Origin of the sequence: Leeuwenhoekiella polynyae (assembly GCF_004104075.1) — a bacterium.
Lineage (GTDB): Bacteria > Bacteroidota > Bacteroidia > Flavobacteriales > Flavobacteriaceae > Leeuwenhoekiella > Leeuwenhoekiella polynyae.
In genome coordinates this window covers 19068-44404 of record NZ_QOVK01000017.1, presented here as the reverse complement: position 1 = coordinate 44404, position 25337 = coordinate 19068, and the positions used below count along the sequence as shown (strand labels likewise).

The window sequence follows — 25337 nt, the reverse complement described above, 5'->3', positions numbered from 1 at the left end:
GTTTTGAAGTTTGTAGCAAATTACCAATTAATTCTCAATAATTTTAGGCAGGTTTTTGTTAAACCACTTGCATTTTGTGATGATCATTGCGTGTGTTCCTCCAGGGACAGGAATGCAATTATTTATATATCTATACGGAAAAACCGGATCACTGGTTCCGTGTATGTGTACTAGTCTGTTATCATAAGTTATTTGATCCCAACAGAGCATCTGCTCTAATGCCCAATTCAAATAAACAGGATCTGTAATCGATAAATATTTTTGATAAAGTGCAACTTTATGCTTAAACCTATCGCCTACCGCATAATTAGCCAGTGTATCTATATTGCGAGCTAGACTTACCGGTGCCAAACGATATAAACCTAAAGCAGCGCTGAAACGCATTCGTTTAGGCAATTCAGATTTAGACTTAACACTGCTAACAATTATGAGCTTTCTAAATTCAATTTGCTTTGCCATTTCTTGTACAACAACCCCGCCAAAACTCACTCCTAAAAGCACCGGATTTTTTTCGGTTACTTCTTCAAGCATTCTCTTTGCATAATCTGAAAGTGACTCAGCCGTCTCAGGAATTTTCCAAGAAAGAGGATGTAACACAAACTTTTCTTCAGGAAGTTTTATATGCTCAAAAATACTGGGATTCGCTGCCATACCCGGCATTAAATATACGTGAATCATATACCTCAACATTAATGGTTTAACAGTTTAAAGCCCGAAAAACTGCTTATTTTTTTGTATATTTACGTTTATACGATGCATTTTCTTACAATTATGTTCAATGTTTATCAAAAGCTTTTTAGCAAAACTAAATAACTATTCGGTAAACACGTGCAACATAAGCCGAGATATATTGAATATACCATTTTAATATCTCTATTATCGAGTAAACTATTTTCTTAAAACAATTTTATATGGATGTAATGACAGCAATTGAATTAACAGACAACGATTTTTTAAGACAATTTGAAACCACATTTGATGGTAAGTTGGCTAAAATTGAATATTCACTTCAGGATAGAAAAATCTTTTTAACTAAGATTCATATGCCGGAAGGCACTGAAGATAGAATGAACGACTTCATCGTTGCTGTATTCAAAGAAGTTGAAGATCGTAACATCAGACTGGTTCCTACAAGTCCAGAAATTGCGAAATTCATGAGGTCAAACCGTAGAAAGTACAAAAATTTACTACCTGTGGGTATTAATATTTAAAAGCTGCTTGCTACATAAAAAAGTTGAACCTGCTTGAGAGCAGGTTTTTTTATGCGATTTCAGGTTCGCTTGCATATTCAAAACGGACTAAACCATCTTCATCTATATCACTCAGATTTATCTGGTGTGTCGTATTTATTAATGCAGGGTCCCAAGGCGTTTTAACTTTTACATAGTTTTCGGTAAAACCGTGTATGTATCCTTTTTTGTTTTCACCTTCAAAAAGAACCGTTCTATCAGTTCCTAATTGAGATTCATAAAAAGCCCTTCTCTTTTTTGCCGAAAGTCCACGGAGCATTTTACTTCTCTTTTTACGTGTTTTAAGTGGTACTACTCCATTCATATTTGCAGCTTTAGTATTGTCACGCTCAGAATAGGTAAACACATGCAAGTACGAGATATCAAGCTCATTTAAAAATGTATACGTATCTAAAAAATGTTCATCAGTCTCTCCGGGGAAACCTACGATCACATCTACTCCAATACACGCGTCTGGCATAAGTCTTTTAATTTCCTGAACCCGATCAACATAAAGTTCACGTTTGTAACGACGGCTCATTTTACCCAAAAGCTCATTATTACCGCTTTGCAGTGGAATATGAAAATGCGGTACAAATGCTCGCGATTCTGCAACTACTTGAATCGTTTCATTTTTAAGAAGATTAGGCTCTATACTGGAGATACGCAAGCGCTCAATACCTTCAATCTGATCAATCGCTTTCACAAGATCTAAAAACGTATGCTCATGTTTTTTATTACCAAACTCACCCTTACCATAATCTCCTATGTTTACTCCAGTCAACACAATCTCACGTATACCTTTCTCAGAGATCTCTTTAGCGTTTTTAAGAACATTCTCTAAGGTATCACTACGCGAAATCCCACGTGCCAGCGGTATGGTACAATACGTACATTTATAATCACAACCATCTTGAACTTTTAAGAAAGCACGCGTGCGATCGCCTATAGAATAAGACCCCACATAAAAATCTGCATCTTCAATCTCACAGCTATGCACCTCTCCCATATCGTTTTTAGAAAGGTCATTGAGATAGTCTGTAATCTTAAATTTTTCAGTAGCTCCCAAAACGAGATCAACACCATCTACATCAGCAAGCTCTTCTGGTTTTAATTGTGCATAACAACCTACAGCAGCAACAAAAGCATCGGGATTAATTTTCTGAGCTTGCTTAACAATAGTTTTAAAACGCTTGTCAGCATTTTCAGTTACACTACACGTATTGATCACATAAATATCTGCTTCATCAGTAAAATCTACCCGATCAAAACCTTCGTTTTCAAAACTTCTGGAAATGGTTGCGGTTTCAGAAAAATTGAGTTTACAACCCAACGTATAAAATGCGACTTTTTTACCTGCTTCGTTCATTAGAATCTTCTTCACAATTGGTTACTTTTGTTTTGCTTTCGCGAAAGCGAAAAATAACCGCATCTATTAAGGGTGCAAAGTTAACTACAATAATCCTATTGCTCAAGTCTGTAAAGCGATTCATACAACTGGCCTGGTCAATTAAAGAAATTTATTTGGCAACAGATGAACGGAAGATACTTATGACCCTAAACAACTACCGCCTTTTTACTTTTTTTCAAAAACGTTACAGGTATATGCTTTGCGCAATATTCGTTATAGTATTCAGCTCTTGTAATTCTGAAAAAAACACTAAGAATGAACTTAAAGTTTTTAGATACAATGAGCATTATAATGTTGCTACTTTAGATCCTGCTTTTGCCAGAAACCCACCTATAATCTGGCCCACGAATCAATTATTTAATGGCCTAGTACAACAGGATGATAGTTTAAATATAGCTCCGGATATAGCTAAGAGTTGGGTTGTAAGTGAGGATACCAAAACATACACTTTTACCTTACGTGATGATGTTGTTTTTCACAAACACGCACAATTTAAAACAGCAGACAGCACACGCAAGGTCACAGCATTAGATTTTGTGTATAGTTTTGATCGCCTTAAAGATCCCAAAGTCGCCTCACCGGGAAGCTGGGTGTTGAATAATGTTGAAACTTATAAAGCTGTTAACGACAGTACGCTTGTTATTAAACTAAAAAAAGAATTCCCGGCTTTTATGGGCTTGTTAACAATGCGGTATTGCTCAGTTATACCAAAAGAAATTGTTGAATATTATGGAAACGATTTCAGAAAACACCCAATAGGCACGGGTCCTTTCAAATTTAAACGCTGGGAAGAAGGCGTTAAATTAGTCCTTCGGAAGAATTACAATTACTTTGAAACAGACGAAAACGGAGTTAAACTCCCCTATCTCGAAGCTGTAGCTATCACTTTTTTACCAGATAAGCAAAGTGAGTTTTTGCAATTTGCTCAGGGCAATCTCGATATGCTCAACAGTCTAGACCCCTCTTACAAAGACGAGTTACTTACTGCTACCGGCAAGCTAAAAGACAAATATAAAGATCAGGTAAAGACGATTACCGGCCCATTTTTAAATACAGAATACTTAGGGTTTTTCTTAGAAAGCTCTTCAAAAGAAGTACGCTCTCCTTTACTTAGAAAAGCTATTAACTATGGATTTGATCGCGTCAAGATGATCAAATATTTGCGTAATGGAATAGGAGAACCTGCCAATTCAGGCTTTATCCCTAAAGGATTACCCGGTTATGGTGCTAAAGGATTTGAATATGATCCTGTAAAAGCTCGTAAGTTAATTGAAAAATATATTAAACAAACAGGAAACCCTAATCCTGTTATCAACATAGGAACAAACAGCCAGTATCTTGATATTTGCGAATACATTCAACGGGAGCTGGGAAAATTAGGCTTGACAATTAATATCGATGTGATGCCGCCCTCTACCCTACGCCAATTGAAGTCAACTGGAAAACTGGATGCTTTCCGTGCCAGCTGGATCGCAGATTATCCAGATGCAGAAAATTACCTCTCTCTGTATTACAGTAAAAATTTTACCCCAGGAGGGCCTAATTACACACACTTCTCTAATGAAGAATTTGATCAATTTTACGAAGAAAGCTTTAAAATTTCAGATATAGAAAAGCGAAAAGAACTCTATCAAAAAATGGATTCTATTCTCATCTCAAAAGCTCCTTTTGTAACCCTTTACTACGATCAGGTGATCAAATTTGTACACAAAAATGTTGACGGACTAAAGGCAAACCCACAAGATTTTCTGGTTTTGAAACACGTTAGAAAAGACTAAAACAAGTTCTAATAATAGTTTAAGATCATCTCATAAACCAATTCATAGTACGAAAACGTTTTCTGTTAAACAAGTGTTTAAATACAATTAAACAAACGTTTAATTTAAACAAACGTTTAACTTTGTCTAACATTTTTAAAATGTTATGGAGTTAAACGAAAAACAATTACAAATTATAACAGTTGCTGAAAAACTGTTTGCAGAAAATGGTTTTACCGGTACCTCTGTGCGCAACATTGCTAAAGAGGCAGGTATCAATATCGCGATGATATCTTATTATTTTGGCTCAAAAGAAAAATTACTAGAGCACTTAGTGGTTTACCGTATGGCAAACTTTAAGATTGATCTTCTTAGTGTTATCAATAAAGATGATGTTGGTTTTAAAAAACGTCTAGACCAGCTTGTGACCTTATTTGTTATGCGCATTCATGAAAATCAGCGTATTTATAAAATAATTCATACTGAATTATCGAAAGAATCCGGCTGTCTCACCTTTGAGCACTACATCAATCAGAAAAAAGAAAATCATCAGACTCTTGAATCTTTTATTATTAAAGGTCAGCAGGCTGGCATTTTTAAAGAAAACATAGAAATTCCATTAATCATACCTACACTTATAGGAATCTATTTTCACTTCAACTACAATCAGGAATATTTCAATCAGATCTATTCTATAAAAAGCAAAAGGCAAACCGACTCTTTTGTAAAAACTACCCTTACTAAGCACATACAAACTACGCTTAAAGCTCTCTTGACTTATGAAAACTAAATCTATATTGGCCGTTCTACTTGTACTGCTAAGTATAAAATTCGCTCAGGCTCAAGCTCAGAATTCTAAAAATCTCTCGCTTGAAGAAGTTGTAAAGCTTGCACTTAGTACAAGTGATGCTTCAAAAATAAACGGATCTCAAATAGATCTGGCTAAAAATGAACTCACCATCACTAAGAATATGCAATATCCAGACTTGAATATTTCAGGTCAATATCGGTATTTGACAAATGCAAATGTCAATCTTCAGATTCCGTTAAGTTCGCCAGAAAGCAGCGATGGCTCATCAGAACAAACCAGTTCTTCTCCCGATGTAAACGGATTATTAATTGGCTCTGCTGACGTATCCTTACCAATTTTTTCTGGTTTTAAACTAAAGAATAGTGTTTCTGCCAGTGAAAACAAGTTACAAGCATCCATATTTAATGCTGCTAATGAACAGGAAAAACTCGCATTACAAGCTATTCAAATGTATCTGAGTCTTTATAAGGCTAATGCTACAATAGATTTAGTAAAAGACAATCTTAAAAGCGCAGATCAACGCGTTAAAGATTTTACGAATATGGAGGAAAATGGTTTGCTTGCTCGTAATGATCTTTTAAAGGCTCAATTACAACAAGCCAATATAGAATTGTCACTGGCTAATGCTAAAAAAAATGCCCGTATTCTAAATTATAATCTCAACGCTTTATTAAAACTGCCAGAAGACACTACAATTAATACAGACGTAAGTGCCATCACCCCTATTGCTGCTACTTTACCCAATATTTCTCAGCGTAATGATCTTCAGGCTTTAAATTATCAGGAAGAAGCCTTACAAGATCAAATAAAAATTGCAAAAGGGGACTATTACCCATCTCTAGCTCTTGTAGGGGGTTATATAGCTCTTGATTTAAATAATGCACTTACTGTAACGAATGCGATGAATGTAGGTGTGGGTTTATCGTATAATGTTTCGTCACTTTTTAAGACCAAAGCCAAAGTGAAATTAGCCGAAAGTCAGGCTCAAGAAATGAATTACCGTATTGATCAGGCTACTTCACAAGCACAAGTGAATGCTCAAAATGCATTAGCTGAATATAATCTGGCTTTAGAAACTTTTGAAGTCTATGAGGTTTCTGAAGAACAAGCTGTTGAAAACTACCGTATCGTTAAAGACAAATACGACAACGGTTTATCTGATACTAATGATTTACTTGAAGCAGATGTACAACAACTGCAAACACGTATCAATCTCGCTTATGCGAAAGCAGATATTACCCAAAAATATTACGAATTATTAAGCGCTGAAGGCGCGCTCACCAATCAATTTTCTCAAAATTAATCCCCTCAAAAAAATGGAACAGAAGAAAAAAACCAATAAAAAGTTTATCATCATTATCTCAGTTCTTGTGATACTTGGTGTTGCTTACGGAGGTTATAAGTTTGTACATTCTCTTTCTCACGAGGAGACAGACGATGCTCAGGTAGAAGCAAATATGAACTCGATCATTCCGCACGTGGGTGGTTATGTCGATAAAATTTTTGTGTCTGATAATGATATTGTTAAAGCAGGAGACACGCTTTTTACTATAGATCAGCGTGATTATCTCGTTCAGCTAGAACAAGCAAAAGCTAATTTGGCTGCTGCTCAAAGTCAGGTTGCTGTTGCAGAATCTTCAATAGGTTCATCACAGGCTAATGCAAATGCATCGTATGCTCAGGTTTCTTCAACTTACGGAAGTATAGAGTCTGCAAAAATTCAACTTAGAAGAGCTACAGATGATTATACCCGCTATAAAAATCTTTATGATAATAAAAGCATCACCACACAACAATACGAGCAGGCTTTGGCCTCAAAACAAGAAGCTGCTGCACGTCTTTCGGTTTTAGAAGATCAGCAGAAAGCTGTAAGAAGTCAGAGTCAGGCTGCTACTTCTCAGAGTAAGGTGACCGAAAAACAAGTAGCAGTTGCAGAAGCTAATGTTAAGAGTGCACAAGCACAGGTAGATGCTGCGCAACTCAATCTGGATTATACAGTAGTAACTGCTCCTATAGACGGCCAACTTTCTTCGGTTGAAATGCAGCAAGGTCAATTTGTGCAGCCGGGACAGGCTTTATTTTATTTGGTAAATACACAAAACAAATGGGTGGTTGCAAACTTTAAAGAAACGCAACTGAACGATATGAAAGTAGGGCAAAAAGTAGGTATTACCATTGATGCCTTTCCTGATGTAGAATTTGAAGGGATTATCAGTAATTTTTCTCCGGCGACAGGAGCACGTTTCTCGCTTTTACCTCCCGATAATGCAACTGGGAATTTTGTCAAAACGGTACAGAGACTTCCGGTGAAGATCAACTTTACAAATGCAAATGACGCAGCAAAACTGGCGCTATTGCGCGCCGGAATGAACGCCGAAATAGATGTTCATCTAAATTAAAAAATCATGCCTGAGGCTATTGAAGCACAAGACAGTCTGGTTGAGTACGGTTTTAGACGCGTGATTATTACGATTACCGCTATTCTCTGTGCCCTACTGGAAATAGTAGATACAACCATTGTAAACGTTGCGTTAAATGATATGCGCGGTAGTCTGGGTGCAACTTTAACAGACGTTGCCTGGGTAATTACCGCCTATGCAATAGCAAACGTCATCATCATCCCGATGACAAGTTGGCTTTCTAAACAATTTGGTAGACGTAATTATTTTGCCGTTTCGATTGTCATATTTACGTTTTCATCTTTTCTCTGCGGAAACGCCACAAATATCTGGGAATTGGTAGCTTTTAGATTTGTACAAGGTTTAGGAGGTGGAGCACTTCTCGTTACTGCACAAACTATCATTACCGAAAGTTATCCAGCCGCAAAACGTGGTATGGCACAAGCCATTTATGGAATGGGTGTTATTGTGGGACCTACTTTAGGTCCACCATTAGGCGGTTATTTAGTAGATAATTACTCGTGGCCTTATATTTTTTACATCAATATCCCAATAGGAATCATTGCCACCATTCTTACGATAATGTATGTAAGAAGTCCAAAATATGGTGAAAAATTAAGAGCTAATCAAGTTGACTGGTGGGGAATTGTATTTCTAACCGCATTTATTGGTTCATTGCAATTTGTATTAGAACATGGGCAACAAGATGACTGGTTTGAAGATCATATGATTGTAACGCTAAGTGTTGTTTCAGCATTTGGCCTGGTGGCTTTTATCTGGAGAGAATTGGTTTATAAATATCCAATTGTAAACTTGAGAGTACTCCGTAATACAAATTTATGGACAGGTACCATAATGACGTTTATTTTAGGTTTTGGGCTGTATGGTTCTACGTTTGTAATCCCTATTTACACTCAATCTATCCTGGGCTGGACCGCTACAGATGCAGGGCTCTTGTTAATTCCAAGTTCGATAACTACCGGGTTGATGATGCCAATTATCGGTAAGCTTTTAGAACGCGGTATTCCTGCAAAGTATTTGGTTGCGGGCGGTTTTATAGGTTTTTTCCTCTATAGTTTGTGGATGCACAACTTGCTCACCCCAGACACTTCTAGCGAGGCCATGTTTTGGCCACTTGTGGTACGCGGAATGGGATTAGGATTGCTTTTTGTGCCTATTACTACCTTAGCTTTATCCACACTAAAAGGTGCTGAAATAGGTGAAGGAGCAGCTTTTACCGGGATGATGCGTCAGTTAGGTGGTTCTTTTGGTATTGCTATCATAACGACAATGATCAGCAGACTGAATCAACAACACCGCGTAGACCTGATACCAAATATCAGCGCTGTAAATACTCAAACTCAAGAACAGCTAAAAGGCTTGCAACACATGTTTATGGGCAAAGGCTTCAGTTTTAATGAAGCTTTAGATCGTGCGTATCAGGTTTTAGAGGGAAAAATTATGCTTCAAAGTACTGTACTCACGTATATGGATGTGTTCTTATACTTAGGAATTTTATTCCTTATTTGCGTACCTTTTGTTTTAATGCTGAAAAAAGGAGCCGGAAAAGTAGATACTTCTTCAGTTCACTAATACCTTCTGTACTTAGCAGTTTCTTCAAAAACATGTTCTAAGATCGCCGCTTCTTGCTCATCAAATGGTATGTTGCGGCGTTCCATCACCAGCTTTGCCGTCTGAAAAGCTTTTACTGTTTTATAAGTTGTAAAACCTGCAGCGCCACCCCAACTGAAAGATGGAATGAAATTTCGTGGAAATCCGGTTCCAAATATATTAACACTCACACCGATAACCGTACCGGTATTAAACATCGTATTGATACCGCACTTACTATGATCTCCCATAATTAAACCACAAAACTGGAGTCCGGTTTTTGAGAAACCTTCAGTCTCATAATTCCATAGACGCACTTCTTCGTAATTATTCTTCAGGTTACTGTTATTAGAATCAGCACCTATGTTACACCATTCCCCCAAAACCGAGTTCCCCAAATATCCATCGTGACCTTTATTAGAATAGGCCATCAAAACCGAATTAGTAACCTCTCCCCCTACTTTACAATACGGGCCAATGGTTGTCCCGGTATAAATCTTAGCTCCCATTTTTACGGTAGCATGCTCACACATTGCAAAAGGACCTCTAATAAGAGCACCTTCCATTATTTCAGAATCTTTACCAATATAAATAGGGCCTTCTGAAGCGTTAAGCGTACAAAAGTTAAGCTTTACTCCTTCTTCAATAAATATATTCTCAGGATTGAGGGTTTGCACAGTCGAAGGAATTAGAGCTGACTTTCGGTCTTCAGTTAACAAATCATAATCTAACCGAATTGCATCGTGATTTTTACTGAAAATATCCCAAGTATTCTCAACCTTAAACACAGCCTCTTCCGGAATTTCTAACTGCTCATACGTATCAAAATCTATTTCTTCCTGACTATCATCGCTATAAAAAGCAACAAGATCTTCACCATCAAAAATCGCTTGATTTTGTTGAAGGTCAACTATCATTTCCACTAAGATTTCAGTAGGCAGATAAGCCGCATTAATCATCACATTTTCTTCAAACTCAACCATTGGGTATTTATCAGACAAATAATCCTCAGTAATTGTGGAAGTTGTGCTGCCCAGATGCTTTTCCCACTTTTCACGAATAGTCAAAATACCGATTCTTAAATCTGCCACCGGCTTAGTATACGTAAAAGGTAATAATTGATTGCGTACAGGACCGTCAAAGAGGATGTAGTTCATTCTGGTGATTCTAATTGATTTGGTAAGCGAAATTAAACATTTATATCTAGAGAATCTCTGTAGTAAAAATTAAATCACTTTAAGATTTAGATATAAAAAAAGCCCTTTAGCAAATGCTAAAGGGCTTCTCTATATTAAAAACATTAGGGCTTAGTTACCGCCTTTTTCCATTTTCTTTTTCAATGCTGCAAGAGCATCATTAGCGTCTCCTAAAGTAGGTGCACTAGCTGCTGCAGAATCAGCTGCTTTCTTAGCTGCCTGCTTAACAATCTTAGCTTCCTCTTCTTTAAATAATGCAGTATGCGATGCAACTACACGTTTAAAGTCTTTATTAAACTCAATGATCTGGAACTCTGCTTCATCACCTTTACCAAGTTTGCTACCATCTTCTTTCTCTAAGTGACGCCCTGGAATAAATGCCACGATGTCCTCGTTGAATTCTACAGTTGCTCCCTTATCTACAATCTCTCCGATTGTACCGGTGTGCTTCGTTCCTACTGCAAACTCAGCTTCATATTTATCCCAAGGATTGTCTTCAATCTGCTTGTGACCTAAGCTTAGTTTACGTCCTTCTACATCAAGCTCAAGAACTACAACCTCTAGTTTATCACCAATGTTTGTAAATTCTGATGGATGCTTGATTTTCTTAGTCCAAGAAAGGTCTGAGATGTAGATAAGACCATCAATACCTTCTTCTAATTCTACGAATACACCAAAGTTAGTGAAGTTACGTACAATACCGGTATGACGAGATCCTACAGGATATTTAGTAGTAATGTCTGTCCAAGGATCTTGCGATAATTGCTTGATACCAAGAGACATCTTACGATCTTCGCGATCCATAGTAAGAATCTGAGCTTCAACTTCGTCACCAACATTTACGAAATCCTGAGCGCTGCGCAAGTGCGTAGACCAAGACATCTCACTAACGTGGATAAGACCTTCAACTCCTTCTTCTACTTCTACAAAAGCACCGTAATCTGCGATTACAACTACTTTACCTTTTACTTTATCCCCTACGCTTAAGGTTTCGCTAAGAGCATCCCATGGGTGCTTCTTAAGCTGCTTAAGACCAAGTTGGATACGTGTTTTATCCTCATCAAAGTCAAGGATAACAACGTTTAATTTCTGATCTAGATCAACGATCTCATTAGGGTGGTTGATACGAGACCAAGAAAGATCTGTAATGTGAACCAATCCATCTACGCCACCAAGGTCAACGAATACTCCGTAAGAAGTAATGTTTTTAACGGTACCTTCAAGAACCTGACCTTTTTCAAGCTGCCCAATGATTTCTTTTTTCTGTTCTTCGATATCTGCTTCGATAAGCGCTTTGTGAGAGACAACAACGTTTTTGAATTCCTGGTTGATTTTCACAACTTTAAATTCCATTGTTTTATTCACATAAGCATCGTAATCACGAATAGGCTTAACATCAATTTGAGAACCTGGTAAGAACGCTTCTATACCAAATACGTCAACGATCATCCCACCTTTAGTACGTGCTTTTACAAAACCGGTAACAATAGTACCATCTTCGTGAGCTTTATTTACACGCTCCCAAGCTTTGATTACACGAGCTTTACGGTGAGATAAAATTAATTGACCAGTTGCATCTTCACGCACATCAATTAATACCTCAACAGTATCACCTACTTTAAGATCTGGGTTGTAACGAAACTCGTTAAGAGAAATTACGCCTTCAGATTTTGCATTGATATCTATAATAGCATCACGATCTGTGATGTTGATTACGGTACCTTCTACAACTTCGTCATCAAGAGTGTCAACAAAGTTTTCTGCCACAAGCTTTTCAAACTCATCTAACTTGTCATCATCGATTGGGTCAATACCTTCCTCGTAGTTATGCCAGTTAAATTCTTTAAGAAATTTCTCAGGGTTTGCTTGTGCAGCACTTTCGTAACCTTTTGGCTCTTCAATTGCATCAGGAGTAGCAAGTTCTTCTGCTGCTGCAACATTTGTTTTAAGCTCTACTGCTTCTTGAGCTTCCGGGTTTTTGTTTTCTTCAGCCATTGCTGATTAAAAATTTGTATTTTACGCTTTCGCGGAAACTAAACAACACAAAACCATAAAAGAGGTTTAGAATATTTGTTTTCAACAGCTAAGAATAAAATTCTTCTCTGCGCCTTTTGTGCTTCCTAACTGTTGTCAAAAGGAGTGCAAAATTACATAAACTTTTCATATTTTCAATTCTAAAATAAAAAATATGCAAGAAGAAATTTCTGCGGAAACTTTTAAGGGACAAACTGCTAGACATGAGCTCTTTGGAAAGCTATGGAAAGTACCTAATCAAAAAGCTGTTGTGTGTATGATTCATGGTTTTGGCGAGCACCTAGGCAGGTATGAGCACGTCGCTCAATTTTTCAATATAAAAAAGATAAGTTGTTATGCGGTAGATCTTCCCGGTCATGGTAAATCAAGTGGAAAACGCGGAGTGGTACGCTCGTTACAAGATTTTATTCTTGCAGTAGATTTTATTTATGAAAAAGCAGTTGATGAAAATCCCGACACACCTGTGTTTCTATACGGTCACAGTATGGGAGGCGGCATTGTTTTAAGGTATCTTCTTCTTACCGCTTTACCACCTAAAGGGGCTCTAGTTACTTCGCCCTGGCTAAAACTTGTGAAAAATCCCGGAGCTTTAAAAATTATTCTCGGGAGAATGGCGTTAACCTTTGCATTAAATCCTGTTCAACAAACCAAATTAAATCCTGACGATCTTTCCCGCGATCCCGAAGTAGGCAAAGCATATCTTAAAGATGAGTTGGTGCACGGTGACGCTTCTACACGGCTTTTTTTCGGTCTGAATGATAACGGCGTTTATCTTATGGATAAAACTTTTGATTTTAAAGCTCCTGTTTTATTAGCACACGGCACAGCGGATAAAATCACAAAGTACAAAGCATCCAAAACATTAGCATCAAGACATCAGGATCAAATTAAATTTAAGTCTTGGAAAGATTTGAGACACGAGACCCATAACGAGCTCAACAAAGAAGAAGTTCTGACTTATTATGTTGATTGGATTTTGAGTGAAATTCAATAACGAAAAGTTAACAAAAAAATCCCCGCTCATCACTGAACGGGGATTTTTGTTTCAAGAGGTATTAAAATCACTTATTAAGTCTCATGATTGCTTTCTCATTTACAAATTCTTTAATACCAAAACCACCATGTTCTCTACCATAACCTGATGCTTTTACTCCACCAAAAGGCATATTGGGCTGAGCCAGACCAAAACTGTTGATAAATACCATCCCAGTATCAAAATGATTCTTAGCCAATTCAAATGCAGCATCTTCATCTTTAGAGAAAATACCCCCACCTAAACCAAATCGGCTATCGTTAGCTATACGCATAGCATCTTGGTTATCCTTAGCTTTTATTAAAGAAGCAACCGGACCAAATAATTCATCATCATATGCAGATTGACCGGGTTTTACATTACCTAAAATAGTTGCAGGATAAAAATAGCCATCACCTTCTGGTACCTTGCCTCCACATAAAATTTCAGCTCCATTGGCAACACTTTCTTCTACCTGATCGTGCAGTTTTTTACGTAAATCTTTACGTGCCATTGGTCCCATATCTACAGCGTCATCTTTAGGATCACCATATTTTAATTCTTTCATTCCGGCGACAAACTTCTCTTTAAATTCATCGTAAACTTTTTCGGTCACAACAAAGCGCTTTGCAGCTACACAAGTCTCGCCGTTGTTATACGTTCTACCCTTAATACTCCATTCTACCGCAACATCAATATCAGCATCATCTAACACCAAGTATGCATCGTTAGAACCCAATTCTAAAACAGTCTTCTTTAAAGCTTTCCCTGCTTTTTCGCCTACAACTTTACCTGCAACTCCGCTACCAGTTAAAGTTACTCCGCGTACTAAATCATTTTCTATAATATCATCAGATTGGTCGTGAGAAATTCTCAGAACCGTAAAAATGTTTTCGGGCAAACCAGCATCTTTTATGATCTTTTCAATCAATAACGCAGAGCCAGTAACGTTCTCTGCATGTTTCAGCAAAATACCATTACCTGCCATTAAGTTCGCTATCGTATAACGCATCACCTGATAGGTTGGGAAATTCCAAGGTTGTATTCCATAAATTACACCTAAAGGCGAATATGTAATTAACCCCTTACCTCCTTGCGGTAAAGTACGCTCCTTATCTTTCAACTCTTCCAGGCCATTCTTTGCGGTATATTCACAAATTCCGGCAGACAGGTCAACTTCCTGCTCTCCCTGACTCGTGAGTTTCCCCATCTCTTCAGTCATTAATTTTACAAGACTGTCTTTATGCTTAATTAAACTCTCTCCAATTTTTTTAATATAGTCAGCTCGTTTTTCTAGCGAAAAAGTTTTCCATGTTAAAAAAGCTTCGTGAGTTGCTTTGACAGCGTCACTAGCCTCCTGATCAGTCATCATTTTATAACTATTGAGTAGTTTACCGGTTGCTGGATTTATCGTTTGGATTGTATTGCTACTTGAAGCTTTTTGCGTTGCATTGGGCTTCTCTAAAATATCTGTACTCATAATTTATCTTTTAAATAGTTTTCGGTTTTACTTGTATTAACAAGCTGCCGATTGTTTTATTTAAAGTTAATGAGTAGCCCCGCTCAAGCAAGTCGTTTTAATAAAGCCTTAAGCACATCTTATGGGTAATTTAGCATAACAGATTTCTAAAAATCCCTAAAACTGAAAATTCATCGTTTATACCGCCATTGAAACAAAAGCTGAAATAGAATAATGAGTATAGAATAAGCCAGACCTAAAGTCGCAACACCTGCCCACTGATAATGTTGCCAGGCATACGCTCCGGTAACAGTACCTAGAGCACCTCCTATAAAATAGATTACCATATAAATGGTGTTTACGCGATTGCGTGCTTCTGGATTCTGGTTGAAAATGATATTCTGATTGGTGACGTGTAAACACTGTAGTCCAAAATCTACAAGAAGAACGCCTATTATCAAACCGATTAATGAACTTCCTGAAAATTGAAACACAATCCATGATACGACCAAAATACCGGAAAACATATAAATTAGATTTTGGGAATTGTATTTATCATTCAGTTTTCCGGCTAGAGTTGCGCCTAATGCCCCCACCATTCCCAATACACCAAAAAGTCCGGCTCCACCACTACCGTAACCAAAATTAGCTTCCATCAGAAAAACCAGTGTGGTCCAGAACGCACTAAAACCTGCAAAGCCCAGTGCACCTCTCAATGCAGCAATACGTACATCAGGTTTGGTTTTAAAAAGCTTCAGCAAAGAACGCATAAGTTGCACATAAGTTCCTTTAAAATCAGTCGCAACATCCGGAAGTTTAAAATACAGGAGTATGGCGTAAATAACCATAATTCCGGCTGCTAGATAATACATAAACCGCCAGCCATAATATTCACCTATCATTCCACTTAAAAACCGACTGCCTAAAATTCCAATCAGCAAGCCACTCATCACGATCCCTATAGCTTTACCTCGTTTTTCTTCTGTAGCTAATTGCGCAGCCATAGGCACAAACAACTGTGGCACTACAGAGGCAAACCCAACACAAAAGCTTGAAATCGTCAACACCAATAAACTGGGAGCCATCGCAGTAACAAGTAATGCTGCAATAATTGCAATAAAGTCAATAAGAATAATTTTACGCCTTGAAAATTTATCGCCTAGAGGAATGATAAACAATAACCCAAAAGCATAACCCAATTGTGTCGCAAGCGGAATATTACTCACCTGAGCTTCGGAAACGTCAAATGTATTTGCCATCAAATTGAGTAATGGCTGGTTGTAATAGTTATTGGCAACAACAAGACCTGCTCCTGCTGCCATAAGATACAGCAAGGATTTATTGAGTTGGGTAGCTTTCATCAACGGAATTAGAAGGTTTTAATAAACGATTTCAAGTAAGCCACAAGGGATAAAAGAAAACAGCTTTATACTTCGAGTTTATTAGCATCTGCCAAAGATGCGGTCTTTTGCCAACTGAAGTAGTATATGAAACTGATCTTCGATATTTGTATCTGTGTTATCTAAAAGTATCGCATCTTCAGCTTGAACTAGTGGCGAATCCTTGCGACTCGTGTCTAACTGATCCCGTTTTTGAACGTTCTCTAAAACGGCTTCATAACTCACATCATCGCCGTTAGCTTTCAGTTCTTCAAAACGTCTGCGAGCACGCTCATCTGCAGTTGCAGTCATAAAAACCTTTAATTCTGCATCAGGAAAAACAACGGTACCTATATCCCGGCCGTCCATCACAATACCTTTTTCTTTTCCCATTTCGTGTTGCTTTTTTACCATAAGCTTACGCACCTCAGGAATCGCAGCAACCTGACTCACAAAATTAGATACTTCCAAGGTCCTGATTTCTCTTTCTACATTCTCACCATTCAAATACATATCAGCGATCCCGGTCTTTTCATTCATTTGAAATTTTACCGAAATCATAAACAAATGTCTGATCAGAGCTTCTTTATCAAAATGACCTTCTTTTATAAAAATCTTTCGCATCGCATAAAGCGTTACCGCGCGATACATCGCACCCGTATCTACATAAACGTAACTCAATTCTTTAGCTAACATTTTAGCAACTGTACTTTTTCCGGTAGAAGAATAACCGTCTATGGCAATGGTGATTTTTTTCAAAAGTTTAGAGTTGAATATTAAAACTAATCGGCTTGAATCTCATTTATCGTAAATCAATATTCAAACCGAAGAAACCTGAGCTTGCAGCACTGTTGTATCTGGCATAGCTATAACTCAGGCGCAATTTATTAAACTTAATAGAGAAACCGGCACTGAGCCCTGCAAAACTACGCTGATCTACAATGCGTAGTTCTTCAGCTCTTCTTACGTTATAACCCAACCTTATATTGAAGCCTTTATCAGGAAATAATTCTGCTGCAAAAATCATATGTCGCAAAGCTTCATCAAAAAAATTTATATTTTCTGAAGTTGTATCGCCGCTTAAATCTGAAGTTTCTCGTGCCGGATTGGCAAAAGCTACATTCCAATTTTGTAAATTTTCCAGAGTGAAATGCCACCGAAGCGGAACGTGTTCTAACTTTTGAGAAATCCCAAAATCAACTTCTAGCGGAAGCCTTTCATAGGTAACATCATAAGCGGTAAACTGCGTTCCTATATTACGCACCACGCCGCCTATATTGAGATCTAAATCTTCATTGACATATAAAATCCCGAGATCAACAGCTCCTCCCAGTGAGGTGTATTCTTCAAGCTTAGACGAAATCAATTTTGCATGTGCACCTATAAAAAAATCAGTTCGTGGAATATTATAGGCATACCCCACAGAAAAAGCCACTTCGCCCCCACTAAAGTCTGAGGTTGCATTACCTCGCTCATCAAAACCTTGAAAAGTACCATAATTTACATAAGTTACTCCTGCGTGAATCACTTGCGTACGGCGGTCATACTCATACGCATAACTTACCGTACCATAATTTACATCTGCTAAATAATTGACGTAATTTAAAGAGAGTTGGTTATCCATTTCCGTATTTATAGAAGCCGGATTGAACAAGCCGGAAGTGGGATCATAACTTTGATCGGTAAGCAATTTTCCTCCTAAGGCAGCTTGCTTAGGCGAAGAAACCAAATTTAAAAACTGGTACGTTGCACGACCGCCTAACTGCCCAAAAGCAGTAAGTCCCATATGTAAAGTAAGAAGCAGTAATAGCTTTTTTAACATAAGTTCGTTTGCAACAATACCCTTCTAAAGACTAACAAAGTTACACGATAGTCGAAATTAAAAAGGTATCCCAAGTACGCTCAAAGATAATTTACTTTATTTCGTCTCCACAAAAAAACCCGCTTGTATTAGAAAGCGGGCTTTGAATTATAAATCTTAAATACTAGAGTTCTTTAGCTCGTTTAACCTTCTGATTGGTCAAAGCCAGCTCCAGAACTTCACTCATATCATTTACATAGTGAAAAGTTAGCCCCTTTAAGTACTCCTCATTGATCTCTTTGATATCACGCTCATTCTCAGCACACATAATAATCTCTTTAATATGGGCGCGTTTTGCTGCAAGAATTTTTTCTTTAATTCCTCCCACAGGAAGTACTTTTCCTCGAAGCGTGATCTCACCAGTCATTGCTATATTTTTCTTCACTTTACGTTGGGTGAACAATGAAACTAATGAAGTTAACATGGTGATACCCGCACTAGGACCATCTTTTGGAGTTGCACCTTCTGGCACGTGAATATGCACATTGTATTTCTCAAATACCGATGGATCTAATTTCAGTTCTTCGGCATTAGATTTAATGTATTCCATGGCAAGTGTTGCACTCTCTTTCATAACTTTTCCTAAGTTCCCGGTAACCGTAAGGTTTCCTTTACCTTTAGAAAGTATCGATTCTATAAAAAGAATATCACCACCTACCTGCGTCCAAGCCAAACCGGTTACCACTCCGGCAACTTCGTTATTCTCATACTTGTTACGCTGTAGTTTAGGAGAACCCAGCACATCAATAACCGTTGCATTATCAATCTTCACATTATACTCCTCTTCCATCGCGATATTTTTAGCAGCATAACGCACCATTTTCGCGATTTGTTTTTCTAGTCCTCGTACCCCAGACTCACGGGTATACCCCTCAACTATTTTCTCTAATTGTGGTTTAGCGATTTTAAGTTGATCTGCAGTAACACCATGTTCTTTCAATTGCTTCGGAAGCAAGTGGCGTTTACCAATCTCAACTTTTTCTTCAATCGTATAACCGGTTACATTTATGATCTCCATACGATCACGCAATGCAGGCTGAATGTTTCCGAGATTGTTTGCAGTAGCGATAAACATCACTTTAGAAAGGTCAAAACCTAACTCCAAGAAGTTATCGTGAAATTCTGAATTTTGTTCAGGATCTAAAACTTCTAGCAAAGCCGAAGAAGGATCTCCCTGATTGCTGTTGCTCAACTTGTCAATCTCATCCAATACAAAAACAGGATTACTGGTGCCTGCTTTTTTCAAACTCTGAAGAATTCTACCCGGCATCGCACCTATATAGGTTTTACGGTGACCACGTATCTCAGCTTCATCACGTAAACCACCTAAACTCATACGCACATATTCACGTCCTAAGGCCTCAGCTACAGATTTTCCTAAAGAAGTTTTACCAACTCCAGGAGGTCCGTAAAGGCATAGAATAGGTGACTTCATATCATTACGTAGTTTAAGAACTGCGAGATATTCTATGATACGCTTTTTAACATCGTCAAGACCATAATGATCCCGATCTAATATTTTCTTAGCACGTTTAAGATCAAATTTATCTTTACTGAATTTATTCCAAGGAAGGTCTAAAAACAGATCTAAATAGTTACGCTGAATACTGTATTCTGCAACCTGTGGGTTCATACGCTGCATTTTGGCAAGCTCTTTTTTAAACTGCTTACCTACTTTCTCATCCCACTTCTTCTTCTTTGCACGCTGGCGCATTTCATCAATCTCATCTTCCTGAGAAACACCCCCCAGTTCTTCCTGAATAGTTTTCATCTGCTGATGTAAGAAATACTCGCGCTGCTGCTGACTCATATCATTATGCACCCGGCTCTGAATATCATTTTTCAGCTCCAGTTTTTGCATTTCGGTATTCATATGACGCAAAGTTTGCAAAGCACGCTCCTGCAAATCATTGATTTCTAGAAGTCCTTGTTTTTCAGAAACCGTGAGATTCATATTAGAACTCACAAAATTGATTAAAAACGATTCGCTTTCTATGTTTTTTATAGCAAAACCAGCCTCACTTGGGATGTTGGGCGACTGCTTAATGATTTGTAAAGCTTGTTCTTTTATAGACTCTATGATCGCTTTAAATTCAGCAGAATTCTTCTCGGGGCGTGTTTCAGGAACTTCACGTACTGTTGCAACCAGATACGGTTTTTCGGTAATAACCTCAGCTACATTAAAACGTTTCTTTCCTTGAATGATAACGGTAACATTCCCGTCAGGCATTTTTAAAACTCGTAAAATACGAGCCACTACACCTGTAGTATTGATATCGTCTGCAGAAGGATTTTCTACAGTCTCATCTTTTTGAGAAACAACACCTATAATTTTTGACCCCTTATTTGCTTCGTTGATCAAGTCTATAGACATATCACGTCCTGCAGTAATGGGGATCACCACACCGGGAAATAAAACTGTATTCCTTAGTGGTAAAATAGGTAAGGTTTCTGGTAATTCTTCACGATTTATCTCATCTTCATCTTCAGGGGTCATCAACGGGATTAATTCAGCATCTCCTTCAAAGTCCTGCAATGACAGATTGTCAAGATTTGTAAATTTTGTTCTAGCCATATTATTTAACGCCACATTGTCATAATTTTTAAATATTCAGAACAATGCGATCTTTTTTATTTGGTTTAACCCCTTTATTAACGGGCTATTGAGCCTCTAGAGGTATTTTGTTTTAAATATAATTCAATTGTTATGCCACCTTAATTTTTTTAAAGATTTGAAAAAAAATTCTAACAACTGTAACAAAACCTAACGAACTGTATCTTTATAGTGAAGCATTAACCTATTGAATACTACTAACCATCATATTGACTTGCTCATAGAGCAATGTAAAAACGGAAATCAGCAAGCGCAACTTGCGGTTTATAAGCGCTATTACAAAGCCATGTACAATACTTCGCTACGTATTGTAAAAGATAGCGCTGAAGCCGAAGATGTTATGCAAGAATCTTTTTTAAGTGCCTTTACGAAGCTTGAGAGTTATAGCGGTGAAGCTACATTTGGCAGTTGGCTTAAGCGTATTGTGGTAAACAATAGTATAAGCAGCTACAATAAACGTGTACGCCGTAAAGAAGATGATCTTGAAGACACAATGTACAGACTGGAAGATGAAAACCAAGGCATTACAGAGTGTGATACAGATAATCTTGAAATACAGCGTGTAATGCATACTATGAATCACCTCAAAGAGAATTACAGAGTAGCTCTAACCTTAAACCTAATAGAAGGTTATGATTATGAAGAAATGAGTGAAATACTGGGAATAAGTTATGCCAATTGCAGAACAACTATTTCCCGAGCGAAAGAAAGTTTAAGAAAAAAATTAAGTGATATAATCACAGAATAAAAGAATTATGAAAACGAATTTAGAAAACTGGTTTGAAGAACAGCGAGACTGTTTTGACATTGCCGAGCCCGGCGATGGTCATGAACTGCGCTTTTTAGACAAACTCAAAGAACGTAAAAAAGAAGAAAAAGTTGTTACCACCCGTACTTTAGGCTGGTGGAAACCTCTGGCAGCCGCCGCCGCAATTGTACTCCTTGTATTTGCAGGTTATGCTACCGTAAAACCCACAGTTTCAAATGTAGGTCTTGCAGCCGTTTCTCCAGAAATGGCTAAAACACAAGACTTCTTTACAAAAGCAATTGAAGAAGAGCTTTATAATATTAATGAAGCACGCACTCCACAAACCCAAAAACTGGTTGAAGATGCGCTTGTACAACTCGAAATTCTTGAAAAAGATTATAATAAACTTACCAATGATTTGGCCACAAGCGGGGAGGATAAACGCGTTATCTATGCGATGATTGCCAATTTTCAGGCACGTATAGATTTACTCAACACTGTTTTAGAAGAAATAGAATCAATCAAAAAAATTAAAACAAACGATTATGAAGATCAATTACTATAAAACCCTACTACTTTTCTTGGTAACCAGCGCGGTGACCTTTGCTAACGGAAACGATCCTGATCACTTTAAAGGTCGCTATACTAAAGAAAAGAAGATTACTAAAGAATACAACGTTAATTCAGATGCGTTGCTTAAGATCAATAATAGCTACGGAAATGTAGACGTGATTTCTTGGGAACAGAACAAAGTCGTTATTGAGGTTATTGTAAAAACAAACGGTAATGACGAGGATAAAGTGACGAAAAAACTTAATGAAATCGAAGTAAAATTTGATGCCAGCGCCGATATGGTTTCTGCTCGAACAGAGATTGAAGAAGGCAGAAGCTCGTGGTGGAGCAGCTGGACTTCAAGCAACAATAATGTAAATATGGAAATCAACTATAAGATCAAAGTTCCAATTACAAATAAGGTTGACTTGAGCAATGATTATGGTGGTATTTCGATAGATAAAATAAAAGGTGTTGCTAAAATATCTTGTGACTATGGACATCTGGATCTAGGCGAACTCTTAGCAGATAATAACGTATTGAGCTTTGATTACACCAATAACTCGAATATCACTTATATGAAAAGTGGTAAAATAAGCGCTGACTACAGTTCGTTCACACTTGAAAAAGCAGAAAATGTAGTGCTTAATGCAGATTATACCAAGTCAAATTTTGGTGCCGTCAAAAACCTCAAATACAGTTGTGATTATGGTGGAGTATCATTAGACGCTGTAAATAATATAGAAGGAAGCTCTGATTACCTTAGTGTAAAACTGGGTAAAGTAAGCGGTAATCTTGATTTGAATATGGATTATGGTTCGCTACGTATTGATGAGCTTACCGCAAATGCAGGTAATGTACGCATCAATACAGAATATGCCGGAGTTAAAGTTGGTTACAACACAGCTTATAAATTCAATTTTATAATCAAGCTTGATTACGCTAGTCTTAAAGGTGAAGAAGAGTTTGAGATCACAAAACGTCAAATTGAATCATCAGATAAATACTATGAAGGCTATTACGGTAGTGCTTCTGCTAAAAATAACTTAAGCATCAATTCAGAGTATGGTGGTGTAAGTTTTTATAAAGTCAATTAATTAAATATCAATCAAAAAATGAAAAAATTAGTACTAATAGTTGCTATCGCATTAGTTTCAGGTTCTACAAATGCACAATGGTGGGGAGGAAAAAAAATTGAAGGCAATGGTAATTTAACCACCAATGATCGTAACGTTGGAGATTATGATGAAATAGGTGTCGCCGGTTCTTTCACTGTTATTCTAGTTGCCGGAAATGAAGGTCAAATAAGTGTTGAAGCAGAAGAAAACCTTCAGGAATATATTATCACAGAAGTAAAAGGCAATAAGTTAAAGATTTATACTGAAGATGGCATTAGCCTGAGAACCAGCAGAAATAAAGACATAACAGTTACTGTTCCTTTTAAAGATATTGAAAAAGTAAGCATGGCTGGTTCTGGTGATGTTATAGGGAAAGATCCTATTCATTCGCAGCAGTTTTCTTGCGCTGTAGCAGGAAGCGGTGATATGATCTTAGAAGTAAACGCTCAGGATATTAGCGCATCAGTAGCTGGTTCTGGTGATCTTTCGATAAGCGGTAGTGCTCAAAAAACACATTTAAAAGTTGCCGGAAGCGGTGATCTTGAAGCTTCAAGATTGAGCAGTATTGATGCTGAAGCCAGTATTGCAGGTAGTGGCGACATCAGTCTTAATTGTGATAAAGGGACGCTTAAAGCTTCTGTAGCTGGTTCTGGTGATGTCGTTTACAGCGGCAAGCCTAATAAAGTAGATTCTAAAGTCGTAGGCTCTGGAAGCGTCAGAAACTAAAACTCGATTATCGAGTAAATTCATCAATCAAATCTGGAAAAAGGCTGTCTTAGTAGACAGCCTTTTTCTTATTCTGTCTGTTCAGTTATGCGCTTACGAGGAACATATAATAACAAGATAACACCAGCAATAAAGAATACGATGAAGAACAGAATAGCATATCTAATACTTCCGGTTAATTGAGCCACATAGCCATAACTCAACATCCCAATTACAATACCTATTTTTTCTGAAACATCATAGAAGCTGAAATAAGAAGCAGTGTCCTTCTCCCCTTCAGGAATTAATTTGGAATACGTAGAGCGTGATAATGACTGTATTCCTCCCATAACAAGCCCTACAAAAGCAGCTGTAAAATAAAACTGAAAAGGCGTAGTAATTGTATATGCATAAACACAGATCGCGATCCAAATACAGTTGATCACAATTAACGTCTGAATGTTTCCATATTTTGCCGAAGCTTTTGAGGTTAACCACGCTCCTAAAACAGCAACCAGTTGAATAAGCAAAATACTAACGATAAGTCCGGTTGTACTGTCTGTAGTACCCCAATCTAATTCTTCAATACCAAAATAGGTTGCAACAAGCATTATGGTTTGTACCGCCATACTGTACACAAAAAAAGCAGTGAGATACGTACGCATCGGTTTATCTTCTTTCAGCTTTTTCCAGATTTTGCGCAGCTCTTTAAAACCGTTAAACATTACATTTTTGGTAAGCTTTTCTTTCTTGTTTCCCTTCGGAAGATAGTGATAGGTATATTGGCTGAAGCCTATCCACCATAAACCAGTTAATACAAATGATAATCGTGTGGGCAGACCTTCATCTTCAAAACCAAAAGTTTCATACATCAAGATCATTGCCAGGCAAACAAGGAGTAAAATCACACTTCCCACATAACCTAGAGAATAACCTTTGGCACTTATTTTATCTTGTTGGTCAGGAAAAGCGATATCCGGCAAATACGAGTTGTAAAAAACCAGACTAGCCCAAAACCCGATCAATGCTAGAAAATAGCATAAGAGTCCGAACCAGAGATTCTCCATATTAAACCAAAATAACCCTATGCAGGAAATTGCTCCCAAATAGCAGAAGAACTTCATAAAGGTTTTCTTATTCCCAACATAATCAGCAATCCCGCTTAAAAAAGGACTCAAAAAAGAAACTACTAAAAATGCTGCAGCGGTCACATAACTTATGAGTGTATCATTATTGAAGTCAAAGCCAAAAAAGTTTACAGTGTCATCTAAGATCTTTCCGTTCTCATCTTTTACTAGCGTTAGCGCTCCATAAAAAATAGGAAATACAGCAGACGCAATAACCAGACTATAAACTGAATTAGCCCAGTCATAAAAGGCCCAGGCGTTTAAAAGTTTCTTACTCCCTTTTGGTAAAGCTTCCATAGAAAAAATAACTAGTT

General features: G+C 37.5%; 21 protein-coding genes. 11 read left to right on the top strand and 10 right to left on the bottom strand.

Annotation, left to right across the window (positions count from 1 at the left end):
* Positions 1-27: 27 nt before the first annotated feature.
* The gene (locus DSM02_RS15175; RefSeq protein WP_240674072.1) at positions 28-678 is read right to left on the bottom strand and encodes an alpha/beta hydrolase; all 651 of its coding nucleotides are present in this window, start codon (positions 676-678) and stop codon (positions 28-30) included.
* A 233-nt stretch (positions 679-911) separates the two neighbouring features.
* On the opposite strand from DSM02_RS15175, the gene DSM02_RS15170 reads away from it, so the two are divergent.
* Complete coding sequence (locus DSM02_RS15170) at positions 912-1211, top strand: GNAT family N-acetyltransferase (protein ID WP_128761214.1); 300 nt, start codon at positions 912-914, stop codon at positions 1209-1211.
* A 49-nt stretch (positions 1212-1260) separates the two neighbouring features.
* Here the strand turns inward: DSM02_RS15170 and mtaB are convergent, their stop codons facing one another.
* Positions 1261-2598, bottom strand: coding sequence for a tRNA (N(6)-L-threonylcarbamoyladenosine(37)-C(2))-methylthiotransferase MtaB (gene mtaB, locus DSM02_RS15165; protein ID WP_128766459.1), 1338 nt, complete (start codon positions 2596-2598; stop codon positions 1261-1263).
* A 236-nt stretch (positions 2599-2834) separates the two neighbouring features.
* Here mtaB and DSM02_RS15160 point away from each other — a divergent pair, with 236 nt between their 5' ends.
* The 5 genes from DSM02_RS15160 to DSM02_RS15140 all read left to right on the top strand — a co-directional run bounded on the left by DSM02_RS15160 (position 2835) and on the right by DSM02_RS15140 (position 9200).
* Positions 2835-4418 (top strand): ABC transporter substrate-binding protein, encoded by a 1584-nt coding sequence (locus tag DSM02_RS15160; protein ID WP_128766458.1) that lies wholly within the window; start codon positions 2835-2837, stop codon positions 4416-4418.
* Between the two features lie 145 nt (positions 4419-4563).
* Entirely contained in the window at positions 4564-5187 is a 624-nt protein-coding gene (locus DSM02_RS15155) for a TetR/AcrR family transcriptional regulator (protein WP_128766411.1), read from the top strand.
* The gene (locus tag DSM02_RS15150) at positions 5177-6511 is read left to right on the top strand and encodes a TolC family protein (RefSeq protein ID WP_128766410.1); all 1335 of its coding nucleotides are present in this window, start codon (positions 5177-5179) and stop codon (positions 6509-6511) included. The genes DSM02_RS15155 and DSM02_RS15150 overlap by 11 nt, the downstream gene beginning before the upstream one ends.
* A gap of 13 nt (positions 6512-6524) precedes the next feature.
* Entirely contained in the window at positions 6525-7607 is a 1083-nt protein-coding gene (locus tag DSM02_RS15145) for an HlyD family secretion protein (protein WP_128766409.1), read from the top strand.
* A gap of 6 nt (positions 7608-7613) precedes the next feature.
* On the top strand, positions 7614-9200 hold the full coding sequence (locus tag DSM02_RS15140; protein WP_128766408.1) for a DHA2 family efflux MFS transporter permease subunit: 1587 nt from the start codon (positions 7614-7616) through the stop codon (positions 9198-9200).
* Here DSM02_RS15140 and DSM02_RS15135 read toward each other — a convergent pair.
* Both DSM02_RS15135 and rpsA read right to left on the bottom strand, forming a co-directional pair.
* Positions 9197-10375, bottom strand: a complete 1179-nt coding sequence (locus DSM02_RS15135) for a GlmU family protein (RefSeq protein ID WP_128766407.1) — start codon at positions 10373-10375, stop codon at positions 9197-9199. The two genes, DSM02_RS15140 and DSM02_RS15135, sit on opposite strands and share 4 nt — an antisense overlap.
* A gap of 150 nt (positions 10376-10525) precedes the next feature.
* Positions 10526-12409, bottom strand: coding sequence for a 30S ribosomal protein S1 (rpsA, locus tag DSM02_RS15130; RefSeq protein ID WP_128761222.1), 1884 nt, complete (start codon positions 12407-12409; stop codon positions 10526-10528).
* Positions 12410-12602: 193 nt separating this feature from the next.
* Between rpsA and DSM02_RS15125 the strand changes: the two genes are divergently transcribed.
* Positions 12603-13442, top strand: a complete 840-nt coding sequence (locus DSM02_RS15125; RefSeq protein ID WP_128766406.1) for an alpha/beta hydrolase — start codon at positions 12603-12605, stop codon at positions 13440-13442.
* Positions 13443-13509: 67 nt separating this feature from the next.
* Here the strand turns inward: DSM02_RS15125 and DSM02_RS15120 are convergent, their stop codons facing one another.
* From DSM02_RS15120 to lon, 5 genes are all read right to left on the bottom strand, one after another.
* Positions 13510-14940: an NAD-dependent succinate-semialdehyde dehydrogenase gene (locus DSM02_RS15120; RefSeq protein WP_128766405.1), complete on the bottom strand. Its 1431-nt coding sequence runs from the start codon at positions 14938-14940 to the stop codon at positions 13510-13512.
* 170 nt (positions 14941-15110) lie between these two features.
* The gene (locus DSM02_RS15115) at positions 15111-16280 is read right to left on the bottom strand and encodes an MFS transporter (protein WP_128766404.1); all 1170 of its coding nucleotides are present in this window, start codon (positions 16278-16280) and stop codon (positions 15111-15113) included.
* An 81-nt stretch (positions 16281-16361) separates the two neighbouring features.
* Positions 16362-17057, bottom strand: coding sequence for a (d)CMP kinase (cmk, locus tag DSM02_RS15110; protein ID WP_128766403.1), 696 nt, complete (start codon positions 17055-17057; stop codon positions 16362-16364).
* A 43-nt stretch (positions 17058-17100) separates the two neighbouring features.
* The gene (porQ, locus tag DSM02_RS15105) at positions 17101-18120 is read right to left on the bottom strand and encodes a type IX secretion system protein PorQ (RefSeq protein WP_128766402.1); all 1020 of its coding nucleotides are present in this window, start codon (positions 18118-18120) and stop codon (positions 17101-17103) included.
* Between the two features lie 163 nt (positions 18121-18283).
* Positions 18284-20734, bottom strand: coding sequence for an endopeptidase La (lon, locus tag DSM02_RS15100; RefSeq protein WP_128766401.1), 2451 nt, complete (start codon positions 20732-20734; stop codon positions 18284-18286).
* A gap of 226 nt (positions 20735-20960) precedes the next feature.
* Here lon and DSM02_RS15095 point away from each other — a divergent pair, with 226 nt between their 5' ends.
* Genes DSM02_RS15095 through DSM02_RS15080 form a run of 4 tightly spaced genes read left to right on the top strand, consistent with a single transcriptional unit; the run spans position 20961 to position 23917 of the window.
* Positions 20961-21521 (top strand): RNA polymerase sigma factor, encoded by a 561-nt coding sequence (locus tag DSM02_RS15095; protein WP_128766400.1) that lies wholly within the window; start codon positions 20961-20963, stop codon positions 21519-21521.
* 7 nt (positions 21522-21528) lie between these two features.
* The gene (locus DSM02_RS15090) at positions 21529-22086 is read left to right on the top strand and encodes a DUF4179 domain-containing protein (RefSeq protein ID WP_128766399.1); all 558 of its coding nucleotides are present in this window, start codon (positions 21529-21531) and stop codon (positions 22084-22086) included.
* Positions 22067-23170, top strand: coding sequence for a hypothetical protein (locus tag DSM02_RS15085; protein WP_128766398.1), 1104 nt, complete (start codon positions 22067-22069; stop codon positions 23168-23170). Before DSM02_RS15090 ends, DSM02_RS15085 begins: the two co-directional genes overlap by 20 nt.
* An 18-nt stretch (positions 23171-23188) precedes the next feature.
* Entirely contained in the window at positions 23189-23917 is a 729-nt protein-coding gene (locus tag DSM02_RS15080) for a head GIN domain-containing protein (RefSeq protein WP_128766397.1), read from the top strand.
* A gap of 68 nt (positions 23918-23985) precedes the next feature.
* Here DSM02_RS15080 and DSM02_RS15075 read toward each other — a convergent pair whose 3' ends face one another.
* Positions 23986-25320: an MFS transporter gene (locus DSM02_RS15075; RefSeq protein ID WP_128766396.1), complete on the bottom strand. Its 1335-nt coding sequence runs from the start codon at positions 25318-25320 to the stop codon at positions 23986-23988.
* Positions 25321-25337 lie beyond the last annotated feature (17 nt).